At 43.3% G+C, this 12,131-nt stretch carries 15 protein-coding genes; 9 read left to right on the top strand and 6 right to left on the bottom strand.

Annotated elements, in window-relative coordinates; translation table 11 throughout:
• Nucleotides 1-56: 56 nt before the first annotated feature.
• Both MSG33_RS03505 and MSG33_RS03500 read right to left on the bottom strand, forming a co-directional pair.
• On the bottom strand, nt 57-311 hold the full coding sequence (locus MSG33_RS03505) for a hypothetical protein (RefSeq protein WP_248379887.1): 255 nt from the start codon (nt 309-311) through the stop codon (nt 57-59).
• A 192-nt stretch (nt 312-503) separates the two neighbouring features.
• The gene (locus tag MSG33_RS03500; protein WP_017636227.1) at nt 504-854 is read right to left on the bottom strand and encodes a helix-turn-helix transcriptional regulator; all 351 of its coding nucleotides are present in this window, start codon (nt 852-854) and stop codon (nt 504-506) included.
• A gap of 129 nt (nt 855-983) precedes the next feature.
• On the opposite strand from MSG33_RS03500, the gene MSG33_RS03495 reads away from it, so the two are divergent.
• From MSG33_RS03495 to MSG33_RS23515, 8 genes are all read left to right on the top strand, one after another.
• Nucleotides 984-2,063: a replication initiation factor domain-containing protein gene (locus MSG33_RS03495; RefSeq protein ID WP_248379883.1), complete on the top strand. Its 1,080-nt coding sequence runs from the start codon at nt 984-986 to the stop codon at nt 2,061-2,063.
• Between the two features lies 1 nt (nt 2,064).
• A complete protein-coding gene (locus tag MSG33_RS03490) occupies nt 2,065-2,400 on the top strand; it encodes a hypothetical protein (RefSeq protein ID WP_033905312.1) in 336 nt (111 codons plus the stop codon).
• Nucleotides 2,401-2,411: 11 nt separating this feature from the next.
• Nucleotides 2,412-2,657, top strand: coding sequence for a hypothetical protein (locus tag MSG33_RS03485; RefSeq protein ID WP_017636224.1), 246 nt, complete (start codon nt 2,412-2,414; stop codon nt 2,655-2,657).
• 7 nt (nt 2,658-2,664) lie between these two features.
• Nucleotides 2,665-2,895 (top strand): phage coat protein, encoded by a 231-nt coding sequence (locus tag MSG33_RS03480; protein WP_169573061.1) that lies wholly within the window; start codon nt 2,665-2,667, stop codon nt 2,893-2,895.
• Nucleotides 2,896-3,027: 132 nt separating this feature from the next.
• On the top strand, nt 3,028-4,647 hold the full coding sequence (locus tag MSG33_RS03475) for a methyl-accepting chemotaxis protein (protein ID WP_248379876.1): 1,620 nt from the start codon (nt 3,028-3,030) through the stop codon (nt 4,645-4,647).
• A gap of 1 nt (nt 4,648) precedes the next feature.
• Nucleotides 4,649-4,963: a DUF2523 family protein gene (locus MSG33_RS03470; protein ID WP_033905310.1), complete on the top strand. Its 315-nt coding sequence runs from the start codon at nt 4,649-4,651 to the stop codon at nt 4,961-4,963.
• Nucleotides 4,960-6,096, top strand: coding sequence for a zonular occludens toxin domain-containing protein (locus MSG33_RS03465; protein WP_248379875.1), 1,137 nt, complete (start codon nt 4,960-4,962; stop codon nt 6,094-6,096). Before MSG33_RS03470 ends, MSG33_RS03465 begins: the two co-directional genes overlap by 4 nt.
• Before the next feature lie 190 nt (nt 6,097-6,286).
• Nucleotides 6,287-6,421, top strand: coding sequence for a hypothetical protein (locus MSG33_RS23515; RefSeq protein WP_258458589.1), 135 nt, complete (start codon nt 6,287-6,289; stop codon nt 6,419-6,421).
• Nucleotides 6,422-6,680: 259 nt separating this feature from the next.
• On the opposite strand, the gene yciH is transcribed toward MSG33_RS23515, so the two are convergent.
• The 4 genes from yciH to MSG33_RS03445 all read right to left on the bottom strand — a co-directional run bounded on the left by yciH (nt 6,681) and on the right by MSG33_RS03445 (nt 9,217).
• Nucleotides 6,681-6,992: a stress response translation initiation inhibitor YciH gene (gene yciH / locus MSG33_RS03460; protein ID WP_248379874.1), complete on the bottom strand. Its 312-nt coding sequence runs from the start codon at nt 6,990-6,992 to the stop codon at nt 6,681-6,683.
• A gap of 1 nt (nt 6,993) precedes the next feature.
• Nucleotides 6,994-7,380: a DUF3319 domain-containing protein gene (locus MSG33_RS03455; protein ID WP_005395460.1), complete on the bottom strand. Its 387-nt coding sequence runs from the start codon at nt 7,378-7,380 to the stop codon at nt 6,994-6,996.
• Nucleotides 7,381-7,508: 128 nt separating this feature from the next.
• Entirely contained in the window at nt 7,509-8,498 is a 990-nt protein-coding gene (locus tag MSG33_RS03450; protein WP_012842287.1) for a D-alanine--D-alanine ligase, read from the bottom strand.
• A gap of 149 nt (nt 8,499-8,647) precedes the next feature.
• Nucleotides 8,648-9,217, bottom strand: coding sequence for an SPOR domain-containing protein (locus MSG33_RS03445; protein WP_005390018.1), 570 nt, complete (start codon nt 9,215-9,217; stop codon nt 8,648-8,650).
• 236 nt (nt 9,218-9,453) lie between these two features.
• Here MSG33_RS03445 and MSG33_RS03440 point away from each other — a divergent pair, with 236 nt between their 5' ends.
• Entirely contained in the window at nt 9,454-12,087 is a 2,634-nt protein-coding gene (locus tag MSG33_RS03440; RefSeq protein WP_248379873.1) for a bifunctional acetate--CoA ligase family protein/GNAT family N-acetyltransferase, read from the top strand.
• Nucleotides 12,088-12,131 lie beyond the last annotated feature (44 nt).

Here is a 12,131-nt window from a genome sequence, read left to right as displayed (position 1 = left end):
TAACATAACACACATAATGCTGCACTAATGAAATGACATACCAAACGCTGAGTATGTCATTTTAGTTTGTCTTTGTTTTGCATGATGAAAAACGTTATAAGATCTTTGCAGTGAATAGGTTTTCCCTCAAGTCGTATACTTTTGATATTTCCATCTTCATCGGTTTTGTATTCATACATGCATGTATCATCGCCGTTTCTGATTCTGTCTATGCGTTCCTTGCCATAGACTTCTTCAATCGGCTGGTTTGGATCTTCTTCACGACCAATGATTTCGCTCATTGTCGGGTCTGCCAATGAACTTGAGCTCATTAAGGCCATCGATAATATGATCTTTTTTATCGTCATAACTTCGTCGGTTAGCGAGCATTTTGGGAGGGGCCCGCTTTGCGGGAGGGACCTAAAAGCGGAGCCAAACCCCCGTCTAGTATTACGGGGGTAAATTCCACTGAACCATCAGTGTTCTCCGTGTATTCGCAAGCGTAGCGCGCCAGTGTTTGAGCTTTAGCGAGTCTTATCTGAGGAGAAATTATTTCTAGCTCTGTTGCTTTGATTCCTCAAATACAAACCTTCGACCATTATCGACAGTGATTCGATCTCCGCGTCGTTGAAATCTCCAATCGCTGAACTAATTTTCTCTATCAGTCTTTCGTGCGGATTCTGTTCTCTTCCAAGTACTTCATTAACTGATACCCCAAGTCTTTTAGCTATTAAAACTAGCTCTGATGCTTTTGGCTCAGTCTTGCCTGATTCCCAGTTCATAACGGTTTTTGCCGATGCTCCGACAGATTTAGCCATTTCAAGCTGAGTGACTCCTTTTTCCTCTCGGAGTCTCTTAATGTTCTCATTTAGCATGTTAAACCCCTTATTGAGTCCATGTTTTTTCTCATTATAAGGAGTGTTTTTTCATACAGTATCTTGACAAGGTAAAAATATTTACCCAAGATATGCAATAAATTTACTCTTGACAGGTTTTCAGAGAACATGAAAAAACAAGTATTCACCCCTGAAGAATTGGAAATCGATACTGATGCGAGTCCTTTTGTTTTTGTTGATTACCTGTCTTGGACAATCCCTTACTCATCTTTGCGTCACGCTCACAAGTCAGATCTTTCTTCTGCTATCTGGGCTCCAATCCCTAAGCCAAATTACCGCATGGCTAAAACTCCTCAGCAAAAAGAAAAGTTAATCGAGCGATACAAACAGCAATGGAACGTTGCAATGATGGAACGTTTGGAGGTTTTTTGCTTGCACGTTCTTGGCCTTCGAATGTCGCCTTGGCGTGGTAAGGGGTTATACGGTTACGAGGATTCATGTCACTTGATGACCAAACACTCTAATAAGCACGTTGGATTTGTTGCTTTGGGTGGCAACCGTGGAACCTGTTATTTCCAAATTGAGGGGCTAGGGTGCAAACACGTTTTTGAGCACACAAGTGCATTCCGTTTGCATTGGTGGTTAGAGCTTCTCGACTGTAACCGTCTATCTCGAATCGACCTTGCAGTCGATGACTTCCACGGCTTGTTCGGTCGTGAGTATGCAAAAAAAGCCTATGCCGATAATGCGTTTCGCACATCTGATAGGGGTTGCGGCCCTAGTGCAGGTGAGCGTTATTTCGCTGAACCTTCCGGCAAGGTTATCAATGAATCGTTCGAGGTTGGCAACCGCAAATCTCGTATTTACTGGCGTATTTATAACAAGGCTGCTCAGCTTGGGCTCGATATGTTTTGGTTTAGAAGTGAGTGTGAGCTGAAGGAGATGCCAATCGATGTGCTTCTCAATATCAGCGGTTACTTCGCCGGAATTTGTGCGTATAGCGCATCTATCGTATCTAGCTCTCCAGTAAAGGTGGTTACAAAAAAGAAACAAGTTGCGCTCGATATGCACGGGCGCATTCGTTGGGCTCGTCGTCAAGTTGGCCGCACGTTAGCGGATATTGCTAAGTACTTGGATGGTGACTTGGAGAAAGTTTTCGGTTTGCTTATCTCTGAGGATACGCAGGGCGACTTGCTCAACTTGCCTGATACATACAAACACATAATCAAAGAGATAATGGAGAATTAGCATGGCTGTTCGTTACGTTCTAACAGGTGGTACTTACTCAAAAGGCGTTGGTAAGCAATCTGGTAAAAAATATGAAATTGGTCGTTTGTTTGCTGGTAAGGCGCTGAAGCCTTGGGAAAACGAAAACGGCTCTCAAATTGCGTTTGGTATTGAATCTGTTGAGGTTCCATTTGCACCAAACGATGCTCTTCTCGCTAAATTCGAAACAACGATGTGTCCGGCTCTTGTTGAGTTTGAGTACGAACCTGACCCTGAAGACCCTCGCCGCAACTTGGTTTGTGACTTCAAAGTCATTCGCAGCCTGTTCGACAGTCCTGTCTCTGAAAAAGCTAAGTAAGGTTTTTAATTATGCCTGTGTGCGCACTTCCAAACGCTGACGGTTTTATTGCTGTCGTTCCTGAGGTTGATGCTGCTTCTTGTAGTGGTTACGTCATGGTTACGGCTCAAGAATACGGTTCGCTGATGGATTTCACTCAGGTTACTGGCCCTGAAGCCACTCAAATGTTCGGCCTTGGTTTTTCCTTGGTGTTCTTTGGGGGCTTCATTTCTACCTATGCCATCAAGATGGCTTTACGTTTAATCAAACTTCTCTGAGGTACTTATGAAATACATCAATCAAGCGAAGAAATTCGCAAAACGTGGTGCTGCTACTGTTGCTGTGGCTGCTTTCTCTGGTGCTGCTTTCGCAAGTGAGGCAGGTGCTGACCCATTCAGTGCAATCGACCTTGCTGGCGTTGCGACCAAAATCGGTGCGGCTGGCTTGCTAATTGTTGGTATCGCTATGGCTCTTAAATCCATCACTCTTGCTAAGCGTGCTGTGAATAAGGCTTAAGTTTATGTTGGCCATTCTTCACGATGTCATTCTCATCGTCTTTGTGCTTTTGGGTGGCATGGCTGGATTTGTGGCCTCTCAAAACTTTAGAGGATAGGGGGCTTCGGTCCCCTTTTTTAATGAGGTTTATACATGAGTATTAAACAAAGCATTGCGGCACTGGTGATACTTTTGAGTGTTTCGTTTAGTGCTTCGGCTTATTATGACTATGATCTTGATAAATTCTATAAGGTCGAAAAGCTTAAGGGTACGTTTTCTTATCCAGCTGAATACTGTGGCCTTAGTGTCGGTCAAGTTTTTACTTTACGAGCATGCTTGGGCGTTTCCTTTAAATCTACTGTTGATGGAAAATCATACACGGTTGATGAGGTTGCTTATAATAACGGTCCTGTTTATGGGTTTGGTGGCAACAAAAACTTTATACCTGTCTACGTTACGCCAGTTAGTTCTTGTCCTTCCGGACAACTTTTAAATCCCGATACTGGCAGGTGTGAAGAGCCTAATCCTCCGTACTGTTCACGCCAATCAACTCTTGATGCCATTAATTCAGCTCGTACTCAATGTGAATCTCAAGGCAGGCAATTTTCCTATTCCTGTAGCAATGAAACTGAGTCATGGGAATCTGAATGTAATGGCGGTGATTGTTCAGATGTTGAGGGCGAACATGACTCTGTCGCTTGGGATTCATCTATATGGGGTAATTCATCTCCCGCCAGTTATCTTTGCTCTTCAAAAGGCGGCGGTTGCGGTGCTTCAATTGACGGCTCTAGCTCTTGGTGCGGTGAGTCTGGTTGGTGTTATGCCAGTTACACGGTCATTGGCCCTGCTTGCGACGTTCCAAACGGTCCTTCCTTTTGTTCCGACCCTTTATGCACCAACTTCAAAGACCCAGATTCAGATGAAAAACCAGATACAGACCCAACCCATGACCCAGACGACCCAACAGGCGGCGACATCGAAGACCCTAGCGTTTTACCAGATTCAGACAATGATGTTGTCGTTCCTGACCCTCCAACAGATGAACCAGATGTTGAAGACCCTCCAACAGATGAATCGACAGATACGGCAGTAGTTAGCGCAATAACGGGAATGAATAAGGATGTAAACAAGGCGCTCAATGAGATGAACATCGATATTAATCAGGCAAGTGCTGACGTTCAGAATCAAATCATCGCGCTTAATGGTTCTGTTGTTACTAATACGCAGGCCATTCAAAAGCAGCAAGCTAACGACAATGAAATCTATCGTAAAACAAAATCTCTGATTCAACAGGCCAACGCTGACATAACAACAGCGGTAAATAAAAATACCAATGCGATTAACGGCGTTGGTAATGACGTTGAACAAATTGCGGGTGCAATGGATGGTATTGCTGAGGATGTTGCTGGTATTTCAGATACTTTAGATGGTATTGCCAACACTGACACGTCCGGCGCTGGTACGGGTGGTACTTGTATCGAGGCTGGCAATTGTACGGGCTTTTATGAATCTGCTTATCCTGATGGGTTAGGCGGTTTGGTATCTGGTCAACTTAATGATCTAAAAACCAATGTGATTGACGACTTTGTTAATTCATTCGGCAACATAGATTTATCTAATGCTCAGCGTCCTTCTTTCGTTCTTCCAGTCCCGTTCTTTGGTGACTTCAGTTTTGAAGAGCACATCAGTTTTGATTGGGTTTTCGGTTTTGTTCGTGCAGTTCTGATTATGTCGTCCATCTTCGCAGCACGTCGCATTATCTTCGGGGGTTAATATGGATTGGTTAGTCGATTTATTTAATAAGCTTTTGGTCTTTTTATATCAGCTCTTAGTGTCGCTTTTTAACATGCTCAAGGACTTATTTTTCTGGGCTGTCGAGCAGGTCATGGAGATGGTTAACATGCTGCTTTCTGGCGTGTTCGCGCTCTTTGCGCCTGTCGATATGAGTCAGTATATGACTTCAATCCCTCCAACAGTGTCTTGGGTTATGGCTGCGGTTGGTTTGCCTCAGTGTCTTTCTATCATCCTTGCAGCAATCACTGTTCGCTTAATGCTTCAACTTATTCCGTTTACGAGGTTAGGCTCATGATTTATGCAATAGCAGGTAGACCAGGGGGCGGTAAGACTTACGAGGCCGTGGCCTATCACATCATTCCGGCTATCAAGGAAGGTCGTAAAGTTATCACCAACATTACGCTTAATGTTGATTGGTTCGTAAAGATATTCGGCGAGGATGCGCGCGACCTAATAAAGATAGTTGATGGTCGATTGACGGATTTTGGCTCTACAAGTCGGCCTTTTAGTCAGATTGAAGATTACTCGGATGAGTGGCGAAACGAGAAAGGACAGGGGCCTTTGTACATTGTTGATGAGGCTCATATGAGCTTACCATCTCGTGGGCTTCCGGCTGCGATTCTTGAGTGGTTTTCGATACACCGTCACTATGGTGTCGATATCATCTTGCTTACTCAGAATATACGTAAGGTGCATCGTGATATCAAAGACATGATTGAAGTCACTTACCGTTGTACTAAAAATACTGCAATGGGCTCCAGCAACTCATACACCAAAAAGGTTCAAGATGGTTGCAATGGTGAGGTGGTTAATACTTCGATACGATCTTACAAGTCTGAGTATTTTCCTTTTTACAAAAGCCATTCTCAGTCCAATAAGCATGTTCAAGAAGCGCAAGCGAAAGATATTAGACCTTTTTGGAAGCGATGGCCCGTTATCGGTACCGCTTTGCTCTTGGGTGTTGGTTTGCCTATCAACATCATGGCGTGGTGGCCTGAACCCGAAAAAACACCGGAACCAGTAAAGCAGCAAAATGTTAACGTCGAAATTCCAGCTGGCACGCCAACAGCTCAAGGAACGGAGACTTCACCCAAGAAAAAGAACAGTTCCGGTTTTGGTCCTTTAGATGGTTATGACTTTTTTATCACTGGTTACGCTAAGCAAATCGCGCTTACCACTAACTTGAAATCAATGGGAGAGCTAAATCGTGACCTGACTTTCTACAAGATATACATCGATGTTTACGATGGTACGGATAAGCTTTTTAGTTTCGACCATACAGATTTGGTTGATATTGGCTACCAGTTCGAGGTTCTTTCGGATTGTGTCTATCGGGTAGCTTGGGAGGATTCAGAAAGGATCTTCACTTGCGGCCAACGCGAAAAGCCAACCGACATTCTTCAGCAAAACGTTCCTGTTCAGATATAGCAATGCTGATAAACATTCTTTGGACGTTGTTCTGGGGCTTCTGCATTTGGGGAACAATAATGCTATTCAGATGGGCAACCTCTAGTTAGACCGCTCGCCGCAAGAAGTGATATTGAGCTTGCGAAAATCGCTTCGAGGAAGCGGAATATGTACACAGCCAATCTTTGGCACGTTCACACAGGACTTATTTATGATTGATTCGATTTTTGCTTGGCTAGGCTCTTATGAGTTTTCATTTTGGCATTTACCGCTTTGGTTTTTTGCTAGCGTTATTTATTACTTCCTTTGGGATTTGGTTATCGACCATTACAAACCTTACCCTTAGTGCGCATTATGTATATTATGTTAAATGAGATATGCTCGTACGCCAAATGTTGCCAATGAGCATTCCTACTCCTATTCCCCTGTGGATTTGAAATTTAAGGTCTCTATCATAACCATTAAACATAATGGCTATTTACCATAAAATAGCTAATATCGATCTATCAATCTGCGATTGCTTGTTCTTCAATTAGCGTATTACTTACTAAAACTCAGAATGGCGTCTATTTTTAGACGCCATTCTGAGTTTTCCTGAATGTAAATTAACCACCGGCTAATTTGACTGTCATGCCTTTCTTTTCAAGATGCGCTTTGATCTTGTCTCTAGCATCACCTTGAATTTCGATATTGCCATCTTTTACCGAGCCACCACAGCCGCAGACTTTTTTGAGTTCTGCAGCCAATAATTTTAAAGGTGCATCATCCAAGTCTAAACCTGTAACGATGCATACACCTTTACCTTTACGTCCTTTCGTTTGGCGCTGAATTCGTACAATACCGTCGCCTTTGGGGCGAGATATTTTTTCTTCTTCCGGCTTAATTCGACCGGTTTCTGTTGAATATACCAGAGTCATTCTATTGTTTCTTTTGTTGTTGTGCTTGCATCGCTTTTTGCTTTGCAACTAAATAAGCTTCGATATGACGTTGAATAGCAGTTTTACTACCCTTAATCAGTTTACCATTAAACATACAGTACCAAGAGTTGGGCTGACCTGTATCATTTTGAATAGTATAACCGTTAAAGACTTCTGATTTTGCACCACCAACTTGCTGCGCTCTTTGTCCAAGCGCAGCAAACTCTTTGGGATCAATAATTGATGCGGTATCGCACCACCAATCAATGCTTTTCTTTACCGCCGTCAAACTGCCTTGTAAGACGTGGTTCTTGATTTTAACCTTCCAAATACTGCCATCTGGTCCGCCTGACTGCAGGTTAAAACCTCTATAGTTTGAAATCGCCATACCACTGAGTCATCTGTTTAATGCGTTGATATAATCATAATTGCTACTGAGCAATATTCAAATACGGCTTGAATAAACCTTGCTCTAGAAAACAATTTCTATCATAAAACGCGCCTCGATAACGTTAATCACTTTGCACTGTTTATACAATCTTCCAAGAACTCATGGAATTTGTGCCCGTTATTTTGAAGCATTTTAGGGAACATCGAGATAGGAGTCATACCTGGGAATGTGTTTACTTCGTTTAAGTAAATCTCATCATCTTCCGTTAAGAAAAAGTCGATACGAGACAAATGGCGAAGATTCATTTGCTTAAATACCCTTTCAGATGCGTGCTGAATTGCATCTAATTGTGCTTGGGTTAGATTCTTCGCTTCAACTTCGGTGAGCGAGTGACTTGAACTGCTGTACTTTTCATCGTACGAGTAAAAAGCACCGTCAGGTGCAATAACCTCGCCTGGCTTCGTTATGTGCAGCTGGCCATTCATCTCATATGCAGCAACTTCAAGCTCTCGTGGTTTTACTGATTTTTCAACCAACACTTGGTCAGAAAACCCAAACGCATCATTTACTGCATTGGAAAGTTTATCTTTTTCTGTGACGCTGTAACATCCAACGGATGACCCTTGACGAGCGGCTTTGACAAAGACTTTTCCCCATTTTTCAAATGCTTTATGAGCTTGAGTATGAGCTTCTTCATCGTTGCGCGTTAAGAATAAGTATGGCGTATTGGGAATGCCGATAGCGTCGTACCAAAGCTTAGATGTGATTTTATTGAAGCTATTGCTACTTGCTTCTGGCCCGCAACCCAGGTAAGGAATGCCTGCGATTTCAAACAGAGATTGAATATCACCTGTCTCGCCTGGAAAACCATGTATACAAGGCACAATGAAATCGATGGTTTGATTAGATTCACTTGAGCACAACTGCTTGGTATTGAGATCCAAGTAAACCAACTCACCTTGGTTGGTCATCCAACCTTCGTTTTTAATTTCTACGCGTGTAACGTGAACGTCTTCAATAAGATTTAATTGTTGTTCGACAAAGTTTGCAGACAATAATGAAATCTCGTGCTCAGAAGAGCCGCCGCCGCATAGTAGAAGAATATTTTTAATCATGAATCAATCTTTCCGTGACCTACAAAAGATACTATTTATTATGATAAACCTTTGAAGTGTGACGTACAGTAATTTTAGTGTGAGGAATTTTGTTCGAGTAGGATTTGAACAAATAAATAAGGGAGCTATTCGCTCCCTTATTTGATGTGTTAGTTTAATTTGTTAAGCGTTGGGTAAGCTGAGTTTTTAATGGCGTCAATGCTTTTAACAAATGGTCTTAACTGCTGAAATTGAGCAGGCAAAGTCGAAATCGCTTGCTTGGCTTCCGCGCTTGTTGCGTAGTCTCCGTATAAAACTGAGAACCACTTAGTACCGTTGACGACTTTGTAGTTTTCCCAAATTGGCTGACCGTTCTGTGGCAGCTTATTTGCAAACTGATCGACTTTCGCTTGGCTACCCACAGCCGCGACTTGAATGGTATAGCCGAATCGTTGAATACCTGCTTGCTTTTTACTCGGTGGTACGATCTTAACTGGCTTCGCCTGCTCTTTTGGCGTTAGCTTGACTACTTTCTTCTCTTCAGGCTTTGCCGTCATTTTCACAACAGTTGGTTGTACGTCTTTTTCTACTACAGCGTTTTCAGACGCCATAATTGGCTTAGAGATACGATCTGATTTGTAGTCCTCTCGATAACTTTCAGAAGTTACGTCTGTGATGTAAGTTTCAGATGCACAAGCAGAAAGCAGGACTGACAAGCCGATGATTGCGATTTTTTTCATGAAGTAACAAATGCTCTGGATAAATATTACGATAAATCATGCCGATAGCAGGGCCGTTTATCAAGCATCAAATACAATAATCTGTGATTTTGATGTGATGAATAACACAAACTCCATAAGCATCGCCCACATTTTATGCAATGTCTGGTCTGAAGGCGTTTTATCAATAAATTATTCGTTTATGATTGATATGAAACCGATAGGCAAACGTTACTTGCAAACGGCTAGGAGTCAGCATGAATAAACTACATAAACTCTTTAAACCCAACTCTGTGGCCGTTATTGGTGCATCTCAAAAAGCATTGCGAGCAGGGCATGTCGTTATGCGTAACCTTCTACAAAGTGGATTTGGTGGCGCGATTATGCCAGTAACGCCGCGATACAAAGCGGTATCCGGAGTTATAGCCTACCCGGATGTGGCTTCCCTACCCTATACTCCAGATATTGCGATTTTATGTACGAACGTTTCACGCAATGAGCAACTGCTTAAAGAGTTAGAGGAGAGAGGCACGCCGTTTGCGATTGTGATCTCTGATGACGCTCAGCCTTTAAATATTTCATCATTGAATATTCGAGTTTTAGGACCAAACAGCTTGGGTATTATCTTGCCTTGGCACAATTTTAACTGCACGTTTTCTCCTGTTGCGGCTAAGCCCGGAAAAATTGCGTTCATCTCACAATCTGCGGCGGTTTGTACCACAGTGTTAGACTGGGCAAATGATAAGAATATTGGCTTTTCTTCGTTCATTTCGATTGGACGCGGACAGGATATCGATTTTGCAGATTTGCTTGATTACTTAAGTATGGATGGGAATACGGAAGCTATTCTGCTTTATGTGGATAACATCCAAGATGCTCGGCGATTTATGTCTGCTGCGCGAGCTGCTTCACGTAACCGCCGTATATTGGTATTAAAAGCGGGCCGCTCTAAAGAGATGAATACTTTCGAAGAGCAAGATGGTGATACGCTTGATGTAATTTACGATTCTGCCATCCGTCGAACTGGTATGTTACGAGTCAGCAATACGCATGAGTTATTCGCTGCGGTAGAAACACTCACGCATTCTGTGCCACTTCGTGGGGAGCGTTTAGCGATCATCACCAATGGCGGCGGCCCTGCTGTTATGTCCGTTGATACTTTGATTGAACGTGGTGGCCAGCTCGCAACACTTGATGACGCCTCTATTGCGCAATTACAAACTGTACTCCCGTCCAACTGGCGCGCTCGAAATCCGATTGATCTGTCTGGTGACGCAACAAAAAAACGCTACATTGATACCATTAACGCACTGATGAATAACGACTGTGCAGATGCAATCTTGATTATGCATAGTCCTTCTGCGGTTTCCGACCCTCTTGAAACTGCTCAAGCTGTTATTGAGGCTATCAATGCTCACCCTCGGCATAAGCATTTTAATATCTTGACCAACTGGTCAGGAGAACAAACGTCGAGAGAGGCACGACTGGCATTTACTCAAGCTGGCATTCCAACCTATCGAACGCCGGAAAGTGCGGTCGTTGCATACATGCACTTGGTTGAGTATCGTCGAAACCAGAAGCAATTAATGGAAACGCCAACGACAGCTGAGCCATTGCACTCTGGAAGTGTGAGTTCTGCAAAAGAATGGGTAAATGAGCGACTACTGGATAAAAACACAGTTGCCCTGGATACGCATCAAACCAGCCCATTATTTAAGCTGTTCGGGTTTAATGTTCTGCCAACATGGATTGCATCTGACGACATTGAAGCCGTTCATATGGCAGAAAATATCGGATACCCTGTTGCGGTTAAGTTGCGATCTCCAGACATTCCTCATAAATCGGATGTACACGGTGTCGCCCTGAATTTAAGAAACAGTCGAGAAGTTTCTAACGCAGCGCTATCCATTTTAGATACCGTAAAGCTCAGTTATCCTTCTGCCAATGTACACGGTCTGCTGGTGCAAGGTATGGCAAAGCTCGGCAGCGCTGAAGAGCTACGGATTAGTATTGCAGTAGATAAGGTCTTTGGACCTGTCATCTTGCTTGGTCAAGGCGGCTCGGAGTGGAATATCGCCCAAGATGCCGTCGCTGCACTTCCTCCTTTGAACATGACGCTTGCGCGCTACCTTGTCGTTGTTGCCCTAAAGTCTGGAAAGATTCGCCTGCAGAAACACAAAGATGCGCTCGATATCAGTGAGTTGTCGAAATTCTTAGTTCGTATCTCCCAAATGGCGGTTGAGTTGCCAGAAATACAAAGACTGGATATCCATCCAGTATTGGTGTCGGGAAGCGATTTAACTATCCTCGATGCGGACATCACACTGTGTAAATACGAGGGAGATGCGCAAAAACGTCTGGCGATTCGTCCTTTCCCGGCAGAATTTGTCGAAACTGTAACGCTTCGAGATGGCCAACCTATCCTGCTTCGCCCTATCCTGCCTGAAGATGAGCCGCTGCATGCTCAATTCATTAATAGCGTATCGAAAGAAGATCTCTATAAGCGTTTCTTTTCTGAGGTTGGTGAGTTCAACCATGAGGCTTTGGCAAACTTCACTCAAATCGACTACGACCGCGAAATGGCGTTTGTTGCGGTAGCGTTTAATACCGACGGACCGTCTATCATAGGCGTAGCCCGCGCATTGATTACTCCAGATAATAGTGATGCTGAGTTTGCTATTTTGGTTCGTTCAGATTTGAAAGGAAAAGGCTTAGGTAAAGTACTGATGCAGAAAATTATCAGCTATTGCAAGATTAAAGGCACAAAGCAAATGTCTGGAATGACCATGCCTACAAACAGAGGGATGTTGATGTTAGCTCAAAACCTGGGATTTGAAGTCGATGTTCAGTTTGCCGATGGTACGGCAGATATGGTGCTTCCTTTAAATTGAAAAATAAAGCATTAGCGATAACTTTACTTCTTAGATTCGATAAG

The sequence above is a fragment of the Vibrio sp. 1CM7H genome (assembly GCF_023161645.1).
Lineage (GTDB): Bacteria > Pseudomonadota > Gammaproteobacteria > Enterobacterales > Vibrionaceae > Vibrio > Vibrio diabolicus.
This window is presented reverse-complemented; position numbering and strand designations above follow the sequence as displayed.